18 protein-coding genes are annotated in these 20,502 nt (G+C 71.0%); 8 read left to right on the forward strand and 10 right to left on the reverse strand.

Annotation, left to right across the window (positions count from 1 at the left end; all coding sequences use genetic code 11):
- Nucleotides 1-2: 2 nt before the first annotated feature.
- From D7Y13_RS08135 to D7Y13_RS08145, 3 genes are all read left to right on the forward strand, one after another.
- On the forward strand, nucleotides 3-1,352 hold the full coding sequence (locus D7Y13_RS08135; protein ID WP_233595521.1) for a class I SAM-dependent rRNA methyltransferase: 1,350 nt from the start codon (nucleotides 3-5) through the stop codon (nucleotides 1,350-1,352).
- A gap of 58 nt (nucleotides 1,353-1,410) precedes the next feature.
- A complete protein-coding gene (locus D7Y13_RS08140) occupies nucleotides 1,411-1,905 on the forward strand; it encodes a YkgJ family cysteine cluster protein (protein WP_120583509.1) in 495 nt (164 codons plus the stop codon).
- A gap of 115 nt (nucleotides 1,906-2,020) precedes the next feature.
- Nucleotides 2,021-3,133 (forward strand): glycerate kinase, encoded by a 1,113-nt coding sequence (locus D7Y13_RS08145; RefSeq protein WP_120583516.1) that lies wholly within the window; start codon nucleotides 2,021-2,023, stop codon nucleotides 3,131-3,133.
- A gap of 9 nt (nucleotides 3,134-3,142) precedes the next feature.
- On the opposite strand, the gene D7Y13_RS08150 is transcribed toward D7Y13_RS08145, so the two are convergent.
- Both D7Y13_RS08150 and D7Y13_RS08155 read right to left on the reverse strand, forming a co-directional pair.
- Nucleotides 3,143-4,114, reverse strand: a complete 972-nt coding sequence (locus D7Y13_RS08150) for a nicotinamidase (protein ID WP_120532789.1) — start codon at nucleotides 4,112-4,114, stop codon at nucleotides 3,143-3,145.
- Between the two features lie 54 nt (nucleotides 4,115-4,168).
- Nucleotides 4,169-5,614 (reverse strand): nicotinate phosphoribosyltransferase, encoded by a 1,446-nt coding sequence (locus D7Y13_RS08155; RefSeq protein ID WP_120583510.1) that lies wholly within the window; start codon nucleotides 5,612-5,614, stop codon nucleotides 4,169-4,171.
- A 204-nt stretch (nucleotides 5,615-5,818) separates the two neighbouring features.
- Here D7Y13_RS08155 and D7Y13_RS08160 point away from each other — a divergent pair, with 204 nt between their 5' ends.
- Entirely contained in the window at nucleotides 5,819-6,496 is a 678-nt protein-coding gene (locus D7Y13_RS08160) for an MmcQ/YjbR family DNA-binding protein (protein WP_120532790.1), read from the forward strand.
- A gap of 68 nt (nucleotides 6,497-6,564) precedes the next feature.
- Here D7Y13_RS08160 and D7Y13_RS08165 read toward each other — a convergent pair whose 3' ends face one another.
- The 3 genes from D7Y13_RS08165 to epmA are packed head-to-tail and all read right to left on the reverse strand — an operon-like array spanning nucleotide 6,565 to nucleotide 9,091.
- On the reverse strand, nucleotides 6,565-7,347 hold the full coding sequence (locus D7Y13_RS08165) for an inorganic pyrophosphatase (RefSeq protein WP_120532791.1): 783 nt from the start codon (nucleotides 7,345-7,347) through the stop codon (nucleotides 6,565-6,567).
- Nucleotides 7,344-8,078, reverse strand: a complete 735-nt coding sequence (locus D7Y13_RS08170) for a lysophospholipid acyltransferase family protein (protein WP_233595522.1) — start codon at nucleotides 8,076-8,078, stop codon at nucleotides 7,344-7,346. The genes D7Y13_RS08165 and D7Y13_RS08170 overlap by 4 nt, the downstream gene beginning before the upstream one ends.
- Complete coding sequence (gene epmA / locus D7Y13_RS08175) at nucleotides 8,078-9,091, reverse strand: EF-P lysine aminoacylase EpmA (RefSeq protein ID WP_120583511.1); 1,014 nt, start codon at nucleotides 9,089-9,091, stop codon at nucleotides 8,078-8,080. Before epmA ends, D7Y13_RS08170 begins: the two co-directional genes overlap by 1 nt.
- A 30-nt stretch (nucleotides 9,092-9,121) precedes the next feature.
- Here epmA and D7Y13_RS08180 point away from each other — a divergent pair, with 30 nt between their 5' ends.
- Together D7Y13_RS08180 and D7Y13_RS08185 are read left to right on the forward strand one after the other, a co-directional pair.
- A complete protein-coding gene (locus D7Y13_RS08180; RefSeq protein ID WP_233595523.1) occupies nucleotides 9,122-10,870 on the forward strand; it encodes a chromosome segregation protein SMC in 1,749 nt (582 codons plus the stop codon).
- Between the two features lie 231 nt (nucleotides 10,871-11,101).
- On the forward strand, nucleotides 11,102-11,638 hold the full coding sequence (locus D7Y13_RS08185; protein WP_120532794.1) for an FHA domain-containing protein: 537 nt from the start codon (nucleotides 11,102-11,104) through the stop codon (nucleotides 11,636-11,638).
- A gap of 64 nt (nucleotides 11,639-11,702) precedes the next feature.
- On the opposite strand, the gene D7Y13_RS08190 is transcribed toward D7Y13_RS08185, so the two are convergent.
- The 4 genes from D7Y13_RS08190 to D7Y13_RS08205 all read right to left on the reverse strand — a co-directional run bounded on the left by D7Y13_RS08190 (nucleotide 11,703) and on the right by D7Y13_RS08205 (nucleotide 17,007).
- Entirely contained in the window at nucleotides 11,703-12,740 is a 1,038-nt protein-coding gene (locus D7Y13_RS08190; protein ID WP_120583512.1) for an SPFH domain-containing protein, read from the reverse strand.
- A 195-nt stretch (nucleotides 12,741-12,935) separates the two neighbouring features.
- Nucleotides 12,936-13,736 (reverse strand): ABC transporter permease subunit, encoded by an 801-nt coding sequence (locus tag D7Y13_RS08195; RefSeq protein WP_120583517.1) that lies wholly within the window; start codon nucleotides 13,734-13,736, stop codon nucleotides 12,936-12,938.
- A gap of 2 nt (nucleotides 13,737-13,738) precedes the next feature.
- On the reverse strand, nucleotides 13,739-14,698 hold the full coding sequence (locus D7Y13_RS08200; protein ID WP_120532796.1) for an ABC transporter ATP-binding protein: 960 nt from the start codon (nucleotides 14,696-14,698) through the stop codon (nucleotides 13,739-13,741).
- Complete coding sequence (locus tag D7Y13_RS08205; RefSeq protein ID WP_120583518.1) at nucleotides 14,695-17,007, reverse strand: ArnT family glycosyltransferase; 2,313 nt, start codon at nucleotides 17,005-17,007, stop codon at nucleotides 14,695-14,697. The genes D7Y13_RS08200 and D7Y13_RS08205 overlap by 4 nt, the downstream gene beginning before the upstream one ends.
- A 289-nt stretch (nucleotides 17,008-17,296) precedes the next feature.
- Here D7Y13_RS08205 and D7Y13_RS08210 point away from each other — a divergent pair, with 289 nt between their 5' ends.
- Together D7Y13_RS08210 and D7Y13_RS08215 are read left to right on the forward strand one after the other, a co-directional pair.
- Nucleotides 17,297-18,613, forward strand: a complete 1,317-nt coding sequence (locus D7Y13_RS08210) for a hypothetical protein (RefSeq protein WP_120583513.1) — start codon at nucleotides 17,297-17,299, stop codon at nucleotides 18,611-18,613.
- Between the two features lie 6 nt (nucleotides 18,614-18,619).
- On the forward strand, nucleotides 18,620-19,483 hold the full coding sequence (locus D7Y13_RS08215) for a hypothetical protein (RefSeq protein WP_120583514.1): 864 nt from the start codon (nucleotides 18,620-18,622) through the stop codon (nucleotides 19,481-19,483).
- Nucleotides 19,484-19,676: 193 nt separating this feature from the next.
- On the opposite strand, the gene D7Y13_RS08220 is transcribed toward D7Y13_RS08215, so the two are convergent.
- Nucleotides 19,677-20,502, reverse strand: an 826-nt coding sequence (locus tag D7Y13_RS08220; RefSeq protein ID WP_369333595.1) for a tetratricopeptide repeat protein, incomplete at its 5' end; no start/stop codon positions are given.

A 20,502-nucleotide genomic window follows, 5' to 3' on the forward strand; every position in this document is an offset into this window, starting at 1 on the left:
TCATGAAGCCTTCCTCTCCCCCACGCTCCGGCCGGCCCGGCTCCCCTCCTCCCGGACGCGGGAGGCCCGGCGACGCGTCTTCCGGAGGCGCAAGGTCGGGCGCCCATCCTCCTGGAAGCGGGAGGCCCGGCTCGCGTCCGGAGAAGCACCACCCCGACCGCAAGACGCCCGACCTGGGCCCCGACGGCACGCCCCAGGTGATGCTCCTGCGCCGCGGCAGCGACCGCTGGCAGGCCGGCCCGCCGTGGATCTACCGCGCGGACCTCAACGGCGACCCCGGCCTCCAGGGCGGCGAAGTGGTGCGCGTGGTGGACGGCCGTGGCTGGTTCATGGGCAAGGCCTTCTATTCGAAGGTGTCCAAGATCTCCCTGCGCTGGCTCACCAACGACGACGTCGCGGTGGATGTGGAGTTCTTCCGCAAGCGCCTCCAGTCCGCGGAGGCCCTGCGCAAGCTGGCGCTCCCCGGTGAGACGACGTACCGGCTGGTGCACGGCGAGGCGGACGGCCTGCCCGGGCTCGTGGTGGACCGCTACGGCGACTACCTGAGCGTGCAGTTCCTCGTCCCCGCCATGGAGCAGCGCAAGGACCTCATCGCGGACCTGTTGGAAGAGCAATTCCACCCCAAGGGCATCGTCAACCGCTCCGACGTGAGCGTGCGCCACCTGGAGGGCCTGCTGCCGGAGAAGGGCCTCCTGCGCGGAACGCTGCCGCCGGGGCCCGTGTCCTTCGACGAGGGCCTCGTGCGCATGCGCGCGGACCTGCTCGAAGGCCAGAAGACGGGCGCCTTCCTGGACCAGCGCGAGAACCACGTGATGGCGGCGCACTACGCCTTCGGCGACGCGCTCGACTGCTTCAGCTACGTGGGCGGCTTCGCGCTCCAGCTGGCCACGAAGGCGAAGCACGTCACCGCGGTGGAGATTTCCGACGCGGCCTCCGCGCAGCTGAAGGAGAACGCCCAGGCCAACAAGCTCACCAACCTGGACGTGGTGACGGGCAACGCGTTCGACTTCCTGCGCGACGCGGTGGACGAGGGCAAGCGCTTCGACACCATCGTGTTGGATCCGCCCTCGTTCGCGAAGAACAAGGACGCCATCCCGGCGGCGGTGCGCGGCTACAACGAACTCAACCTGCGCGCCTTCCAGCTGTTGCGCCCGGGCGGAATCCTCATCACGGCCAGCTGCACCTACCACGTGGACGAACAGGCCTTCGAGGACATGCTCGCCTCCGCCGCGTCGGACGCGCGCCGCCGCGTGCAGATCATCGAACGGCGTGGTGCAGGTCGGGATCACCCCGTGCTCCTCAACCTGCGCGAGACGCGCTACCTCAAATGTTTCGTGCTGCGCATGCTGTGAGTTAGGGTAGGACCCAAGGGGTCCGTCCTTCGGACCCCGACGTACGAGAACGGTTGAGATGGCGCGCCGGGACTGGGACGACGCAGACGACGAAGCCCCCGCGTCCGGTACGCGGGAGCTGGAGCGCGCCATGCAGGAGACGCGCACCGTCTACCGTCAGGCGGACGCAGCGTACGTCCCCTACTCCTGCCCCTCCAGCGGCGAGTGCTGCCAGCTGGCCACCACGAAGCGGCAGCCCTGGTTGTGGCGTCCCGAGTGGGAAGTCCTCTCCCGGGGCCGGTCGCTCCCCCCGCCCCGCGCGGATGGGGGCTGCCCGTTCCTGGACGCGGCGGGAAAGCGCTGCACGGTGTACGCGGACCGCCCGTTCGGCTGCCGGACGTTCTTCTGTGAACGGATCCGCGGCCCGGCCCGACAGCCCTCCGAGGAAGTGACGCGTCTGTTGCTCCGGCTGGAGCGCATTTCACAGCGGGTGATGCCGTCGCTCCAGGGCCCCCGTCCCCTCCTGGAATGGTATGCCGAGGCACGTACCGCCCCGGCCCGGGAGGAACCGTGAAGTCCATGCTGCAGACGCGGTGGCTGAACGCCCACCGGAGCGCCGTCGTGTTCGCGAAGTCCTCCTTCACGGCATCGCACCGTTCCACGCCTTGCGCATCGGCGGGGCTCCGCACGTGATCCGTCCGCGCTGGCTCATCGCGCCCCAGGAGTTCAAGGGCACCCTGAGCGCCGCCGAGGCCTCGGCCGCCATGGCGGAAGGGCTGCGGCAGGCGTCCATGGACGTGGTGCTGGACGTGGCACCGCTCGCGGACGGAGGTCCCGGCACGGTGGACGCGTTGCTCGCGGGCGGGCGCGGCGAGCGGCGGCTGCGCACCGTGCGAGGCCCGATGGGCGCCCCGGTGGAGGCCGCGTGGGCACGCCTGGAGGACGGCCGCACCGCGGTGGTGGAGATGGCGGCGGCGTCGGGCCTGTCGCGGGTGCCGCCCGAAGCACGGGATGCCCGCGCCGCGTGCACCTACGGCACGGGCGAGCTCATGCGCGCGGCCCTGGACGAGGGCTGCGAGCGGCTCATCGTCGGCCTGGGCGGCAGCGCCAGCACGGATGGCGGCAAGGGCGCGCTGGAGGCCCTGGGCTACCGCTTCCTGGATGCGCAGGGAAACCCGCTGCCCCCTGGGGGCGCCTCCCTCGCGAAGCTCGCGCGCGTGGAGTCGGACGCAAGGCATCCCCGCCTGGGCAAGGTGGAGCTGCTGGCGGCCACGGACGTCATCACGCCGCTGCTGGGTGAGGACGGCGCCGCGCGCCTCTTCGGTCCGCAGAAGGGCGCGTCACCGGAAGCGGTGGAGGAACTGGAAGCGGCGCTCGCCACCTTCGCGCGCGTGGCGGGTGAATCCGCCGCGTCGACGCCGGGCGCGGGCGCGGCGGGAGGCATGGGCTACGGGCTGGCCGCCCTCACGGGCGCGAAGCTGACGTCCGGCTACGTCATGGTGTCGCGGGCGCTGGGGCTGGAGCGGCGCGTGCTGCTCGCGGACCTGGTGCTCACCGGCGAGGGGCGCTTCGACCGGCAGACGTGGCTGGGCAAGGGCCCTGGCGCGCTCGCGCGGCTGGCGCGCGAGCATGGCACCCAGGTGGTGCTCTTCACGGGCAGCGTGCACGCGGATGCCCTGCTGGACATGTCGCTCTTCCGCGACGTGGTGGAGCTGAACGCACAGGCCCGTCCCGGCGCCAGCGCCCACGACACCCTGCGCGAAGCGACGGCGCGCTGGGCCATGGGCCGGCTGGGCCGGTAGCCGCCCCCGTTACTCGCCCACCCCGTCCGTCGTGCGCACCACGCGCATCCCGGCGGCGCGGAAGCCCTCCAGCGCCTCCTTCGCGATGCGGGGGAAGTCCAGCGCCGCGGGCAGCGGGCTCAACGGGGGCGCGGGCACGGGGCTCATCGCGTCCTCCAGGATGTGGATGCGCGACAGCTTCGACGGGTCCGTGCGCTCCAGGTACTGCTGCAGGTCCCGCAGCGTGGACAGCACGCAGTGGGAGCTGGCCTGCCCGAAGACATACACGCGGTCGAACGTCATCAGGTGATCCATGAGGCCCTGGTTGAACTCGCCCACGCGCTGGCCGTTCACCTCCTTCACCTCCGGCGACATCACGGAGTAGCTCTCCGTCAGCGGGTTCTCGCCCTTCAGGTCGAACCGGGTGGGCGTGTCGCGCACGAGCGCGTGGAAGAGGCTGGCCTCGTACATCGCCGGCATCAGCGCGTGGCTCATTCCGCCCAGCAGCGAGTGGTACGGCCAGATGTTGAGCACGTACCGGCCGCTCGCCTCCAACTGCTCGCAGTACGCCAGGCTCTCCTGGGGGTGGCGCGTGGGGCGCCAGCGGCCACTGCGCACGTCCTTCGCGGTGATGACCGTCATGGGCGCGGGCGGACGGCCCTCCGCGTCCTTCCACCACGCCGGATGGAAGATTTGAAACACGCGGTGGGTGTCCAGCGAGAACACCAGCTCCGTGATGTGCGCCAGGTTCGTGTACATCCACAGCAGCGCGCGCGAGGTGTCCTCCACCGCGCCAGGGACGAAGAGGGCCGCGCCGGGCAGGCAGAAGCCCACCTGCACGTCGATGCCGAACGCCGCGACGCGGATGGGGTCCTCGCGGGCCGGACGCACGCGGTGCTCGGCGGCGTAGCGGAAGGCCTCCGCGGAGACCTCCGCCACGCGCTCCAGGTACAGCTCACCGACGCGGTGGATGTCGAGAAACCCGGGGAGGGGCAGAAACATGACGTCTTCTCCAGACCGCCTGGCCCCGCCCGCCCCGTCGTCCTACCGGAAGCGTCAGCGGCCCTGCGGGAAGTGGCGCCGCGTGAGCGATTCCACCAGCGCCTGCGTGGTCGCAGTGTAGCCGATGCGCTGCTCCTCCGGCGCCACGCCCTCCACGCCCGAAAGCGACGGCGTCCCGGCCTCCGCCTCCATCAGCGGGAAGTAGCCCTGGGGGGTCGCCTCACCCGCCTGTCCCACCAGCCCCAGCGGCCCCGTGCCGGTGCGGCGGCGGAAGATGATGGGCGTGCCGGGGACGCTCTGCTTGCCTTCGGTCAGTTCGTTGCCGAACTTCATCACCGGCGTCGCGCCCGTGCACGACAGCTTGTAGACGGCCGCCACCCGGTCACGCGTCAGCGCGTGCGACATCGTCCGCGCGACGATGTGGCCGCCGTAGCCGTAGAACTGCGCCGTCGGCTCCCAGCCCACCTGCCTGCGCAGCTCCTCGAACTCGCGCGTCATCTGCGCGTCCAGGCCGTCCTCCAGGATGAGCACCGGCTTGATGCCCATGTCCTTGGCGCGCGTCACCGCGTACAGGTACTGGAGCTTCTTGTTGCCGGAGTCGAACCGGATGGAGTCCCCGCCCTGCGGCTCCTCCGAGATGAGCTTGAACGCGGCCGGGATGCCCGACGTGAGCGTGTCGAAGGTGTCCAAGAGGTAGCTGGAGCGCTGCGGCCGCCGCTCGTGCATCGCGCGGAAGGCCGCGTCGTCGGAGCCGTAGCGCTGCACGTGCTCGTGGCCCATGGTGCCCACGGGGATCATCCCCAGCACGCGCGCGCCCTCCACGTTGCTCGTGCGCTGCACGCCCGCGTCCTGACAGGCGCGCAGGGCCAGCTCGTGCTGCTCCAGGCAGGTGGCCGCGCGCAGGCCCACCTCGAAGATGCGGGACGGGTCCTCGACCAGGTCCACCAGCTCCTTCACCTGCGCCCGCACGCGCTGGACATAGCCCTCCGTGTCCACCCGGATGGGCATGGCCTTCACGCCCACCTGGTCCAGCGTCTCCAGGGCGATGCGCTTCTCCTCCTCGCACGTCACCGTGGTGAGCGAGCGCGCCAGCGCCTCCCGGTCCTGCAGCGCCTGCGTGGCCACCTGGATGCGGTAGTTGAGCTGCAACAGCAGCGGCTCCAGCCAGGACACCAGCGCGGAGGGGCCGGTGAGCGTGAGGATGGGCTCGCGCGGCAGGAACACCGCGCCCCGGGGGACGGCGCGCACGGACAAGCGCTCCGTGCGCAGGATGGCCGCCTTGAAGCCCACGCCCATCTCGTAGTCGTGCTGCGCGAGGAAGGCGTAGTCCTCCGGCTGGGGCACGGGCAGCAGCCTGCGCACGTACGCCTCCAAGTCCAGCGGCATCACCTGGGGCCCGCCCTTGCGGTGCGAGTAGTAGAACGTTTCCTTCCGCAGGGGCCAGCCGGCCTCCGCCATGCTGAACTTGTAGCCATCCGTGGCGAGCAGCGACTGAGACATTGAGGCAGGGCTCCTTGTTGACCCAAAGACTATGCGTGGCGCGGACCCGTTACCTAATGCCACGCGTCCGGAAGGATGCGGGTTGAAGCGGGACGGGTGCCCGGTCACCCGCCGCTTCTCTTCACGGACCGACACATCTGGGAATACGCCCGACGCGACAGGTCCGGTTAAGCTGTCCGGACTCACAACGAAGCCAAGGTGCCCATGCCCGCAGAGAACGAGACGCAGAAGGTCGAAGCGGTACTGCGCGAACATGCGCTGAGCTACCCCGGAGCCCACGAGGACCAGCCCTGGGGCCACCGCGCGATGAAGGTCAATGACAAGACCTTCCTCTTCATGGCCGTGACGGGCGAGAAGCTGAAGTTCTCCGCCAAGCTCCCCGACTCCAAGGACGCCGCCCTCACGCTGCCCTTCACCGAGCCCACCGAGTACGGCCTGGGCAAGAGCGGCTGGGTGACCGCCAACTTCGACGACGCCTCGCAGGTGCCGGTGCCCGTCATCAAGGCGTGGATCGACGAGAGCTACCGCGCCATCGCGCCCAAGAAGCTCGTGAGCCAGCTGCCCGAGCGCGGCACCGTGGTGCCCGGCCCCGCCTCCAAGCCTTCCAAGCCCGCCGCCAAACGCAGCGCGAGCCCCACCGCTCGCGCGGGTGCCGCCACCCGCAAGGCCGCGGCCCCGGTGAAGAAGGCCGCCAAGAAGGTCGTGGCCCAGGTGAAGTCCGCCGCCAAGAAGGCCGCCGCGCGCGTGAAGTCCGTGGCCAAGAAGGTCGCGAAGAAGGTGCCGGCCGCCGCCAAGAAGGTCGCGGCCTCCCGCAAGGCCGCGACCCCGGCCCGGGGCAAGCGCGCGCCCGCCGCGGCGCCCAAGCGCGCGCGCCGCTCGTAGTCCTTCCGGTACGCGCGGGAAGGGGGGCTTGCCGCCACGCCCCTTCCGCGCCCCCCCGGGCTGGGGAACTACTTGGAGCCCTTGCCCGACGCGCCCTTGCCCGACGCGCCCTTGCCCGACGCGCCCTTGCCGGATGCGCTCCGGCCCGCCGGGGCCTTCACCGCCGGGCTCTTGCGGCGGGGCGCCGTCGCGGGCGCGGCCTTGCGCGAGGGCTTCGACACCACCGGCTCCGTGAAGAGCTTGTCGTAGTCGCGCATGCTGCGGCGGATGACCTCCAGCGCCTCCGGCCGGTCGTAGACCTCCGCGATCTCCACGCTGCGCTTTCCCTCACCGGGGATCTGCTTGTAGGTGAGGAAGTAGTGCTTGAGGCGATCCAGCAGGGGGCGCGGAAGCTGCGCGATGTACTGGAGTTCGCCGTACACCAGGTCGGACTCCAGCACCGCGATGATCTTGTCGTCGGCCTCGTTGCCGTCGACCATCCGGAAGCCGCCGATGGGAACGGCGTGCACCAGCAGGTTGCCGTTGGAGACGACCTTCTCCGTCAGCACGCAGATGTCGATGGGGTCCCCGTCGCCGTGGATGTCCTTGTAGCCGGTGCGCTCCGCGCAGCGCTTCGCCACCTGGTCGCCGCAGTACGTCTGCGGGATGAACCCGTAGAGCGTGGGGCACTGGCTGCTGAAGCGCTGGGGGCGGTCCACCTTGAGGATTCCGGACTCCTTGTCCAACTCGTACTTCACCGCGTCCGTGGGGACGATCTCGATGTACGCGTTGACGATTTCAGGAGACTCCGGGCCCGGCGAGATGCCGTGCCAGGGGTGGCTCTGGAACGTGGTCTGGTTCGACTTCTTCATGGCGTGTCTCCCGAGCGCTCTCGCGCTTCGGCATAAAGCCTGGCGACCGCCTCTTCCAGGCGTCGCGTGAGGGTGTCCCGGTCATCCAGCGTCAGTCCCTGCGTGGGCACGGGCCTGCCCACCACCAGCGCCACCCGCTGGCCCCATCGTACCGCCCGGCCTCCCTTGGGGAGGATGAGCCGCGTCCCGGAGAGCGCCATCGGGACGACGGGGACCTGCGCCTGGATGGCCAGCGTGGCGGCGCCCCTCTTGAACGGCTTCAGCTCCCCGTCCGGACTGCGCGTGCCCTCCGCGAAGAACAGCACGCTCACCCGTTCGCGCACGGCCGTCACCGCCTCCGACAGCCGCGCCTTGTCGTCCGCCCCGCCGGTGCGCTGCACGGGGATGTTGCCCGCGCGCCGCATCGCCCGGCCGAACACCGGAATCTTGAACAGCTCCGCCTTGGCCACGTAGCGCGTGTGCTTGCGGATGTGCGCGAAGTTCACCATCGCGTCGAAGTGCGACTGGTGGTTGCACACGAAGACGACGTTGCCGTCCTCCGGGATGTGCTCCAGCCCGTACGCCTCATGCTGCACGCCCGCCGCCGCCAGCGACGAGCGGCCCCAGACGCGCAGCACCTTGTCCGCCGCCAGCGGATCAAACCCGGACAGCACCGACACCGTCGCCGACGCCGCGCCCGTGAGCCCCACCGCGGCCGTGCCGGCGAACACCGTCTGGAGCAGCTTGCGCATCAGACGAACCCGTGTGCGGGGAACAAGAGGACGTCCTCGATGCGCTGGACCCCCAGCAGCAGCATGAGGATACGGTCGAGTCCGACGGCGATGCCCGCCGCCGGAGGCATGCGCCCCACCGCTTCCAGGAAGCGCTCGTCCAGCGGGTACACGGAGCGGCCCAGCCGCCGGCGCAGCTCCTGCTCCTCCAACAGCCGCGCGCGCTGCTCCACCGCGTCCGTCAGCTCGGAGAAGCCGTTCGCCAGCTCCAGCCCCTTCGCGTACAGCTCCACCCGCTCCGCCACCGAAGGGTCGCCGGGCTTCAGCCGGGACAGGGCCGCCATGGAGGCCGGGTATTCGATGAGGAACGTGGGCCGCTCGTGCCCCAGCCCCGTCTCCACCTTCTGCAGGAACAGGTGGAAGAAGACGTCGTCGAAGGACTCCGAGTCCCCGGTGCGCACGCCCGCGGCCTCCACCGCGCGCTTGAGCGAAGGGCCGTCCGCGTGCTGCCGGATGTCCACGCCCGTGGCCCGCAGCACGGCGTCCCGCACCGTCACTCGCTCGTACGGGGTGCGGGTGAAGAACGCCGGATCCGCGCCCGGGGCGCCTTCACCCGCCGTGGCCGCGGCTGCACCGGCCGCCACCAGCGCGCCCTCCAGGTCGTCCATGATGGCGTGGTAGTCCGCGTGCGGCCGGTAGAACTCCAGCAGCGTGAACTCCGGGTTGTGCGTCTGGGAGACCTCGCCGTTGCGGAACACCTTGCAGATCTGGAACAGCGGCCCGGCCCCTTCGGCGAGCAGGCGCTTCATCGCGTACTCGGGGCTGGTGTGCAGATAGAGGGTGCGGGCCCTGCCCAGGTCCGTTTCGGGGACGAAGGGGGCCTCGAAGGCGGTGATGTACGGCTCCATGCCGGGCGTGGGCACGAGCAGGGGCGTCTCGACTTCCAGGTATCCCTGGCCGGCGAAGAACTGGCGCAGGGCGGAATACAGGCCCTGGCGTCCCCGGGCCGCCCGCCATGGGTTTACGTTGGGCATCGGCAGGTCGGAAGTAACATGGGCGGCCTCATGTCCCCAAGGATTCCCGCCCTCCTCGCCGCCGCCCTGTGTCTGCTGGGCGCCTGTCACAAGGCCCCGCCCGCGGCGCCGGTCCCCCCTCTGAGTGAGGAGCAGCAACTGACCGGGGAGGTGAACGCCCTGTCCAAGGAGGCCGCCCTCCTCCTGGAGGAGCAACACCGGCTGGTGTGGGACTTCTGGACCGAAGGCAAGGTGGCGGACATCGCGGCGACGTACTCCGGCAAGGAGGCCCTCTTCAGCCTGGAGAACCTGCGGCGCATCGACCGGCTGCGGCACCTGACGAAGGAGCCACGCGAGCTGCGCGCCCTCACCGCGCTGCACGGCCACTTCGCCGGCGAGTTCCTGGCGCGCGAGCTGGCCGAGTACAACGACGCCTCCGCCAACCTGGAGGCCGCGCTGCGGCTGACCGTGGATGGGCGCGAGGTGCGCTACCGCGACATGGAGCGGCTGCTCGCCAACGAGAAGAGCGCGGCGAAGCGCAAGGCGCTCTACGCGGCCGCCACGCCCGCGCTCACGCGCCTCAACCAGACGCTGTACCGCAAGGCGGAGCGCACCGAGGAGCTGGTGAAGCAGATGGGCTTCGAGTCCTACGAGGCCTTCGGCAGCGAGCTGCGCCAGGCGGACCTGGAGCGGCTGGCCCAACTGGCGGAGGAGGTGCTCCAGGCCACCCAGGAACCGTACAAGCTGGTGATGGAGCGGCTGAGCCAGCGCGAGCTGGGGCTGCCCTTCGCGCAGATTACCCGCGCGGACATCCCGCGCCTGTTCCGCTCGCGCGAGGTGGAGGACGCGTTCCCCAAGGGCGAGTCGCTGGCGAAGGCCCAGGCCACGGTGGCGGGGCTGGGCATCGACCTGGCCGCGCTGCCCAACGTGAAGGTGGATGCGCGCGACCTGCCCCGCAAGAACCCCCGCCCCCTGGCGATGGCGGTGCGCGTGCCCTCCGACGTGCGGCTGTCGTTCAAGCCCGGCACGGGCGTGCTGCACCAGGGCCGCGTGCTGCATGAAGTGGGGCACCTGTTGCACGTGGCCTTCACGCAGGAGCCCCGCTTCGAGCTGGCCCAGCTGGGCAACCCCACCGTGGGCGAGGCGTACTCGGCGCTCTTCGAGGACCTGCTGGAGGACCCCGTGTGGCTGGAGGAGCACGCGGGCGTGCTGGGGGACAACGACAAGCGCACGCAGTTCCTGGCGGCCTCCAGCGCGCACAAGCTGTACCTCATCCGTCACGCGGCGGGCCGGCTGCTCTACCAGTTGGAATTGCACCGCCGCGTGGAGGTGGATCCGCGCGAGCTGTACCGCGCGCTGATGGCGCGCGCGGGCGCCATGCCCATGACGGAGGACGACGTGGAGCGCTACCTCGTGGAGCAGGAGGACTTCTACCAGTCCGCCGACAGCTTCCGGGCGTGGTTCCTGGCGGGTCAGCTGCAGGGACAGTTGAAGGCGCGCTTCGGTCCGGCGTGGTGGCACGCGCCGGAGGCGGGCGCGTTCCTCAAGGAGCTCTGGGCCCGGGGCACCGCCCCCTCCGCGCGCGAGCTCACCCAGGCGCTCGGTGAGAACGGGCTCGCGCCGGACGTGCTGCTGCTGCGGTTGAGCACCACGCTCCAGGTCCCCATGAAGCTGGACCTGCGCCGGCTGGACGACACGCCCACGACGCCCGCCGCGCCCACGGAGCCACCGCCCGCCGTGAAGCCGTCCGCGACGCCCCACGTGAAGCCGTCCTCCACGTCCGCGTCCGTGCCGTCGTAGGCGCTCCTGCACGTGCACCTCGCGGTGGCGTCCAACGGGGCGCCATCCGCGACCTCCGCGTCCGTGCCGGCGGCGGCGCGCGAACACCGCGCTCCGCGCTCAAGACAGCCAGCAAAAATCCATCCGGGATGTCCGCATCCGTGCCGTCGGCCACACTGGCGTGACCGCCCTCCGGGGCTGGTACCGGACGGCACTTCCCGTCCCTGCCGGTAGCACGTAGGGTTCCGGGCCATGGTGTCCGTGAATCAGCTTCGTCCCTTCGCGGAGGCTTCGCTGGAGTCCTTCCGGGCCGCGTCCGGTTCCGTGGCCCTCATCCAGCAGCCCGTCGAAGCCGCCTTCCGCGACCCGGTGCCTGGCTTCATCGGCGCGCGCACGGTGGGCATGGCGCACCGCTCGCGCATGGCGGAGCGGCTGCTCGCGATGCTGCGCGACTTCGACAACCTGGAGGTGCACTTCCTCCAGCCGAACCAGGACGGCGAGGAGTTCACCGTGGGCCGCGCCGACGCGGACCTCGTCGTGCCCGAACTCTCCGTGTCCCAGCACCACGCCACCCTGCGCTGGAACGCGTCCTCCGGGGACTTCTCCGTGCGCGACGCCCAGTCCATGAATGGCACCTTCATCAACGGCGCCCCCCTGGGCTTCAAGGCCCAGGTGATGCTCCACGACGGCGCCACGCTGGCCTTCGGCGACGTGCAGTTCCTCTACCTGCGCGCGGAGACGCTGCACGAACACCTGCGCCTCGCCGTGCCCGGCAGACCCGCCCCCTGAACGCGACGAAGGCCCCGCCTCCACGTGGGAGACAGGGCCCTCGGGTGCTTCACAAGTCGCGGGACTACAGGAGCTTCATCAGCTCCGCGCGCTTGGCGGTGTACTCCTCATCGGAGAGCACGCCCGCGTCCTTCAGCTCCTTGATCTCCTTGAGCCGCTGCGCGGGGCTGCGCGTGTCGCCCGCGGGCGCCGCCGTCTCCGCCGGCTGCGGGGGCCGCTGCTGCTGCTGGTTGGCGAACTGCTGGGCCATGCCGAAGCCCATGCCCATCCCCATGCCCTGCAGCGCGCCGTCGGATCCACCACCGCCCTTGGCCATGCCCTCGGACGCGCCGAGCATCGCCTGGCCCTGCGCGTACTGCTGGAAGCCGCCCGCCAGCCGCGAGTACGCCACGTCCTTGGACAGCTTCTTCAGCGTCGCCTCGTCCTCGGGCTTGATGCTGACGTGGAAGTTGCCCATCCGGACGATGGTGAGGCCGTAGCTGTCCACGTGCGGCTTCAGGCCGGCGAGGATCTCCACCTCCATCTCTTCCAGGTAGGCGCCGCTCGTCACGTCCAAGAGCGGCCACTTCTTCTTCACCAGCATTTCGGCGGTGCGGTCGCGCGTCACCTTGAGGACCTGGCCCTTGAACCAGCCCAGGAACTCCTCGTTGCTCGCGCGGCCCATGCCCACCAGGCCCACGACCAGCTTCTCCGGCTCCGTCACGCGGATGGAGAAGTCGCCGTACACCATGGTGCCGATGCCCAGGCCCGTCTCCGGGTCGCGCACGTCACCGATGGGGCCGCCGAACTTCACGCCCGTGTGCTCACGCGTGGAGACGAAGAAGATCTCCGCCATGAACATGTTGCCGCCGGTGAAGCCTTCAATCAGCTTCCCCAGGAACGGGATGTTGCTGGTGTCCAGCGAGTGCCGGCCGGGCCCCAGCTTCCCCTCCACCTTGCCGTCCTTGACGAACAGCGCCACCTCGTCGGCGTCGACGGTGAGCTGCGTCATCATCCGGACGTTCTTCTCCGGATACTTGTAGACGATCTCGCCCTTCGCCTCGTCCGCCCGGGCGATGAAGTTCCGCTTCGCCTCGCCCTTGATGCTGTCGAAGATCCCCATGTCTGTTTCAGCGCCTCCGTGGCCGCCTGGGCGGCAGGTCTTCAAAGCTCCGTAACCCCATCCCCTAAATGCATGGCCACCGGCACGAAAGCGCTTCCGCTTCGCCCCCGGCGTCCTGCCCGGAACATACCAGCTTCACGGGCGCCTGCCCGTCTGGCAGCCCGCCGGGAGTCCAGTCCCCGACCCGCCAGTGGTTCAACCCCAGCGGCTGACCAGACGTTCCCGGTCCAGGACGCGGATGCTGGCCGCCAGCAGGATGAGGTCCAGCACCAGCACCACCCCGCCCTGGATGGCGTAGTACCCCAGGTCCGCCTTGAGCACGCCCGCCACCTGTCCACCCACCAGCCCCACCAGCGGCAGCACCACCAGGGCGGACAACTGCTGCGCCATGCGCGCCTCCGCCACCCGGGCGGAGATGAGCACCGCGACCCCGTTGCCGAAGAAGGCGAACAGCGGCGCGAACACGAACACGCCGAAGCCCCACAGCGCGTTGGGCATCAGGGGCGCCTGCACCAGCGGCCACGCCACGATGTCCACGCCCACGCAGAACAGGGCGAAGGCGAACCAGGTCATCAGCACCGCGGGCACCAGCGCCGCCAGGCTCTTGCCCGCCACCAGCTCCGCCGCCGACACCGGCGAGGCCAGGAGCGGCTCCAGCGTGCGGCGCTCCTTCTCCCCCGCCACGCTCTGCGACGCGATGAGGATGGGGATGAAGACGGGCATCACCAGGAACATGCCGAACCAGTCGGTGAGCGACTTGTCGATGAGGAAGCGCGCCGCGCTCGCGCCCAGGGGCAGCGTGGGGTCGTAGAAGAGCGCCACCGTGCGCAGATCCGAGTGGTCCGGCTGCGACACGTACGTCCACACCACGCCGATGGGCACCGTCACCATCACCAGCGGCAGCACCGCCATGGACAGGAGCAGGCCCAGGTTCTTGCGCAGGTCCAGCGAGTCCTTCCAGAACACCGCCATCGCCCGTCGCGGTCGGAACGCCATGCTCACGCCACCCCGTCCTTGAGCAGATCCAGGTACACCTCTTCCAGCGGCCGCTGCGACGGCACCACGCTGTGCACGCGCGCGCCCGCGCCCACCAGGCACGCCACCACCTCCGGCGCCTGGGACTCGTCCGCCAGCATCACCCGCAGGCGTCCACCCTCCAGCAGCACGTTGGGCGCGAAGGGCAGCCGGGCCAGCGCGGGGCGGAACACCTCCGCGTCCCCCTCCACGCGCACGTCCAGCGCCTGTCCGGAGCGGCGCAACTCCCGCACCGGCCCCAGCGCCAGCAGGCGACGGCGCACCACGGCCACGCGTTCGCACAGCCGCTCCACCTCCGACAGGTTGTGCGAGCACAGGACGATGGTGCGCCCCTCCGACGCCAGCTCCGCCACCGCGTCGCGCACGGTGCGCGCGGACTCCGGATCCAGGCCGCTCGTGGGTTCATCCAGGAAGATGACGCGCGGGTCGTGCACCAGCGTGCGCACGATGGCCAGCTTCTGGCGCATGCCCTTGCTGAAGCCGCCGCAGGCCTCGTTCTCGCGGCCGCCCAGCCCGAAGCGCTCCAGGTAGTGCAGGGCCCGGGGCCACGCGGTGGCCTCGTCCAGTTCGTGCAGCTTCATGAAGAAGCGCAGGTTCTCGCGCGCGGTGAGCCGGTCATACAGCCCCGGCTGTTCGGTGAGCAGGCCCACCACCTTGCGCAGGGACTCGCCGTCGCGCGTGACGGAGTGGCCCCACACCTCCGCGTCGCCTTCAGAGGGACGCAAGAGGCCCGTCAGCATGCGCACCGTCGTCGTCTTGCCGGCGCCGTTGGGGCCCAGCAGGCCGAACACCTCCCCGGGCCGCACATCGAAGGTGAGCCCCTCCACCGCGAGGCGTTCACCGAAGCGCTTGGCGAGCCCCCGCACGCGGATGCCGCCCTGGGGAGGGACTTCCGCGCTCGGCACCGGGAGGGAGTGCGTCACTCGATGGTCACCAGGACGAACTTGTTGTTGATGTCGCGGTCGATGAGCGTGACGGTCTTGTCGGTGCCTACCGCGCTGCGCAGCAGGGACACGCGGCTGTGCTCCACCAGCGCCCACTCCCGGCCCGGCCGCGCCGCGTACTGGCGCATGCGCGTGTTGGCGTCGCCCGCGCGGAACTGCTCCACCGTGTTGCGCGAGTAGAACGTCTCCCCGCGCCAGTTCATCATGTACGCGGCGATGGGCTCACCCGCCTGCCGCTGGGCGTAGTAGCGCCAGAACAGGTCGCGCTGCGTCCAGTGGTGGGACAGGTCCACCCAGTGGCCCCAGTTGAACCAGAGCGCGAAGCCCGCGGCCAGCCCCCAGAACGTGCCGAACAGCATCACGCGCGAGCGCTGCAGCGCGGCCACCACCGCCAGCACGCCCGCCACGCCGAACGCGAAGCCCAGGCCCGCCTTCACGTTGATGGTCCCGGAGAGCACCTTGAAGAGCGAATCCGAGGCGGCCGGGCCCCGGAAGCCGCGCGCCGCCAGCACCACGCCGACCAGCGCCAGCACGAAGCCCACCGCCTGGAACATCGTGCGGCCCGGCGCCTCCTCCGGCCGCGACGCCTGCCAGAAGATGAAGCCCGAAAGCGCCACCAGCGCCACGCCCCACAGGCCCAGCGCGGACACCTGCCCCTGCGTGGCCACCGAGACCAGCGTGGCGACGCCGGTGAGCAGCAGGCCCAGCGCCACCGCGCGCGACGCGCCCGGGCGCTCCGACTTGTCCTTGGAGGAGAACGCCTCGAAGGCGAGGTAGACCCCGAAGGCCAGCAGCACCAGCGTCACCAGGTCCCCCATCCACAACGGGCGCGAGGAGAAGAACGCGATGGGCTTGGTCACCAGGTCCTGCGGATAGGGCCGGTCGTAGTTGTAGACGAACAGGTCGGTGAAGTCCTTGGGGTTCTCCGCCAGGTCCTTGCCCACGAGGATGAAGAGCACCAGGCCGAAGATGAGGCTCACCGCGTGCTCGGAGACGCCGTCCTTCCACAGCCGGTCCACGAACAGCGCGATGAGGACGGCCAGCCCCGGCAGCACCGGGAACACGTAGTGGTGGAACTTCGTCGCGCTGGAGGCCAGCAGGTAGAACGCGAACGCCACCCAGATGACGGCGATGAGCGCCAGGTGGTCCGCCTTGTCGCGAGAGCGCAGCTTGAGCCGCGACACGACCGCGAACGCGCCCGGCAGCAGCGCCACCCACGGGAAGATGGCGAAGCCGCCCTGTTCGATGAAGTAGGTGAACGACCCGCCCGGCGTGGTGGTGTGCACGCCCGCGGTGAGGCGGTTCAGGTGGTCGTGGATGAAGAAGCGGTACCAGAACAGCTTGCCCTCGTCGTCCACGCTGTCGAACAGGCACAGCGTCAGGTACCAGGGCACCGCCACCGCGAAGAACACCAGGATGCCCGTGCCCAGCTTCATCTTGTACATCTGCGCCCACAGCACCGGCATCTTCCGGGTGCCCGCGCGCACCTGGGCGCGCATGTCGCCGCTGGTGAGCCAGCGCAGGTGCGCCTCCAGGCCCTCGCGGTCCCACGGGATGACGGCGGCCACCGCGTAGAGCATGAGGATGACCGCGGGCAGGCCCACGCCCAGCAGGCCCTTGGCCAGCGTGGCCAGCCCCGCGAAGACATAGAAGCCGTACCACCAGCCCGCGCGGTGCTTCGTCGTGTCGTCCAACTGGCCGATGATGAAGCACGCCATCGCGCACACGAAGGTGGTGACGAAGGGCGTGTCGGTGACGGTCTGCCGGGTGAGCAGGAAGTACAGCGGCATGGTGGCCAGCACGAAGCCGGTGGCCAGGCCCGCGCGCGCGTTCACCACCCGGGCCACGGCCAGGGACAGCAGCGACACGGCCGCGATGCTCAGGAGCGCGAAGGGCATGCGCATGCCCCACTCCGTGTAGAGGCCCATGGCGCCGTCACCCCGGAGGGCGCCGACGATGTTCATTCCCAGCGCCTGCATCCACATGGTGAGGGGCGGCTTGGAGAAGAACCACGCGTTCTCCCAGAAGGGATAGACGTAGTCGCTGCGCTGGATCATCTGCCGGCCGACTTCGCCGTAGTGCGTCTCCCAGGGGTCCCACAGGCCGACCGCGCCCAGGTAGGGCACGAAGAGCAGCGCCGCGAAGCCCGCGGTCGCCAGGACCACGCGCGCGCTGAAGGGCAGGGCCAACCACTTCTTCACCCATGCCGACGTCAGGGTGTCCTCACCGAGGATGGCCTGGGTGAAGGTCTCTTCCCGCTGCGGGGTCTGTTCGCCGTCGCTTGCCACGCGCACGTGCTCCTTCGTCGTCCGGGACGGGCCCTTCGTGCGAGGCACGGGGCCGGGGGGCTTATATCCCCCCCACCCCCGCCGGTCGACCGACCTGGACGGGGGTGCGCCATTCTCGCGTCAGTGCGCGCCCCAGACTGTGCAGGCGGTGTGCAGGCGCCTGCACAGTCGGCCGGGGCAAGTCCGCGAAAGCCCGTCCGCCAGCCTGGGGCACGGGCCTTGTATTGGCCGTCCCGTCACAAGGTGCACCCGCGCGGCCGGAGCGCGGGGACCTCGTCGAGGAGAAGTGATGCTGGTCTCAGCGGTGACCCTGGGCTGTGCCCTCCTGCTCGGGCAGGTGGAGATACCGGAGGCGGCGGTGCCCCAAGCTCCGGCCGAAGCTCCGGCCGAGGTTCCGACAGACGCGCCGGTGAAGGCCCTGACCGAGGCCCTGAAGCAACCCCGCGCGGAGGCGTGGGCCGTCCAGTTGGCCGTGCCGGACGCGGGCTCGCCCCGCCAGTCCCCGGACCAGCGGGTGCTGTGCCTGACCCTTCCGCCCACGCCCGCGGTCCCTTCGGGGCAGTGGCGCGCGCAGTGTGACGAGACGAAGAAGGAGTGCCTGGTCGCCCCTGCCTGGGAGCTGGACTCGGAGGGACACGAGACGGGCCAGCCGCTGGACCGGGTGTCCATGTGCCTGGAGGTGATGCCCGCCGAGCTGGCGCGAGACTACCGGCTGGTGCCCGCCATCGCGGAGGCGCCTCCAGGCTGGTTCCGCGACGAGCGCGGGCGGGTGTTGCAGTACAACTTCGACCTGCACCGGCGCATCCGGGTGGGGGGCGCCTGGGCGCCGCGCTGGCTGCGTGAGACGGAGGGGCGCGACGACCGCGTGCGGGTGGACTTCGGCGTGGACCTGGAGTGGCCGGGCGACCCCGGGCAGTTGCACCGCATGACGCTCCTGGACACGGAGCTGTACCTGGGGGACGCGTCGTCCTTCGAAGCCACGCTCCTGCGCTACGACTTCCGCAGCGAGCGCGACGAACCGCTCTTCCGGGTGACGACGTTCTACGGCAAGCCCCGGCGCTTCGACGTCTTCGCCAACCTGGGCTTCTGGCTGGAGGTGCTCCACGCCGAGCAGGTCCGCCGCGAGGACGTGAAGGCGGACTTCCTGGCCCTGGGCTCCACGCACGTGACGCTGGACCTGTGGCATTCGCGCGACCTGGTGTCCTACGTGCGCGTGCGGGCGGGGCCCACGGTGGAGCGCGACCGGACGAACGGCTTCTTCACGCTGGTCCCCGCCGCGGCGCTGGAGGGGGACCTCACGTTGGACAGGAACGGCTTCCACCATGTGCTCTTCGGCGCGGAGGCCCAGAAGGTCCTGCTCGCGGAGCGCGTGGAGGGGCGGCCCCTGCGCCCGGAACGGCTTCGGCTGCGCGCGGGCTACGAGGTCATCGCCCTGGCCATCAACGACCAGCCCGTGAGCCTGACGCTGGATGGACGCGGGACGTGGCGCGACGACCTGGCGAACGCGCCCGCTGGCTGGGAGTGGTCCGCGCAGGCGGGGCTGCGCTTCTCCCTGTGGGCTCCGGCGCGCCGCAATGCCCCCATGGCGCATGGCGGGAAGGAGTAGGCGCGGATGGTGGCGCTCGCGCTGGCCCTGCTCCTGAGCACCCTGCCCTCCCCGGACGTGGCCTGCGAGGGCCGCACGGACGCCGGGGAGACGTTCCCCACCTGCTTCGATCCCGGGACCGGATGGGTGCTGGGCGCCGGGCTCCACCTGCAGGACGCGGAGGCCGCCCTGCTCCTGCGCACCGGCATCCTCGTGAGGGTGGTGCGCACCAGCGACAGCAAGGTGGACTCAAGCTGGTTCGACTCACATCGCCTCTTCATGACGGAGGCCTGGGGAGGCGCGCGCAAGGCCCTGACCTTCACCGGGTACGAAGGACTGCTGCGAAGGCATGTGGACGAGGGCTCGTTGCTCGTGTCCCTGGGGAGGCCCGTGCGCATCCCCTTCCCCTTCGACGTGGCCATGGCCGTGCGCGCGGCCCACCTGGAGCGGCGCGTCTGGGAGGGACCGGGCTGGACGCTGGAGACCGGACGCGTGGGCCTGCTGCTGGACCCCGTGCGCACGAACAGCGAATGGGGCTGGCTGGCCGTGGGACCCGCCGCCAGTCACACCCTGCGCCACGACCGGGACGGCACCACGCACGAGGTGTCGCCCTTCACGTCGCTGATGCTCGACACCGGCTGGGAGACGCGGGACGGACGGTGGGCGCTGCGCGTGACGGGGCTCGCGGGCTGGGCCTTCGACTTCGATGGCGGCTCCCACTTTCGCGCTCGGGGAGAGGTCGCGCTGGAGCACGTGCTCCTCGCGGTCAACGATGCGCCCGTGGCCCTGCGCCTCGCGGCCACGGGCGTGCGCGGTGACGCGGGACTGTCCCGGCGCAATGAGGGAATGCTGAGCGCGGGGCTCGTCGTGCGCCCGTTCGGTGAGCGCTGAAGTCGAACCGAAGCGTTCGGCGCCCGCGGGAGTCGACGACAAGCGCCGAAGCGTTCATCGCCTGCGTGAGCCGGCAGGCCGCGCGCTCCCTTACGCGCCCCAGGCAGCCGTCGCGTTGAACGCGTCATGGACGGGAGCCTCCGTCGAACGACAGGCGGAGGACACGAGCGCCGCCGGGTTCGCGGCGCCCTGCCTACGGTGCCGCCGTTTCGAGCGCCGCCTTCAACGCGCCCTCGGCCGCGCGCAGCCGGGCATCGCGCGGATCCAGGCGGAGGGCCTCCTCCAACCGCAGCAGGGCCTGCGCCGTGTCCCCCCGCGCCAGCTCGCACCGCACCCCCGCCTCCATCGCCCCCGTGTCGGACGGCCCGTACACGCGCGCTTCCGCCGCGGCGTGACAGCCCTCCTCCACCTGCCCGGATTCAAAGAACGCCCGGGCCAGCTCCACCCGCGTGTCCACGTGCGCCGGCGCCAGCCGCACCGCCGAGGCCAGGGGCTCCACCGCGTCCGCCGGCAGTCCCCACCGCCGCAGCGCACGCCCCAACTCACGCAAGGGGCCCGCCACGCCCGGCACCAGCAGCGCCCGGGCCCGGGCGACCCTCAGCCCCGCGGGCTCCTCGAAGCGCACGTCCGCCATCATCCGCTCCACCACCCGTCCATAGGAGGCATAGGCGTGGGGCCAGGTGAAGACGAGCCGGTACACCCACTCGCCCCGGGGCACGAACCACGCCACCAGGTGCGTGGGCCCGCCCGCGCCCTCCAGCTCCGCGCGGATCCGCTGCGCGGGCCGGCCTCCCAGCGACGCGGGCTCCAGGCCGCCCACGGACACCGTGCGCCCCTCCGGCCCCGCCACGCCGGGCACCAGCGCTTCGTCCCGGAAGTGCCGCGCCTGCGCCGAGCCATCCCCGGGCTCGCCCGCCTCGATGGCCTCCGCCGCGAGCGTGGCCCGCCCCAGGCCCGTCAGCCCGTTGGAGAAGGCCCGCCGGCCCTGCCCGTCATCCTCCCGCCGCCAGCCCTCCGGC

The sequence above is a fragment of the Corallococcus praedator genome, from assembly GCF_003612125.1.
Lineage (GTDB): Bacteria > Myxococcota > Myxococcia > Myxococcales > Myxococcaceae > Corallococcus > Corallococcus praedator.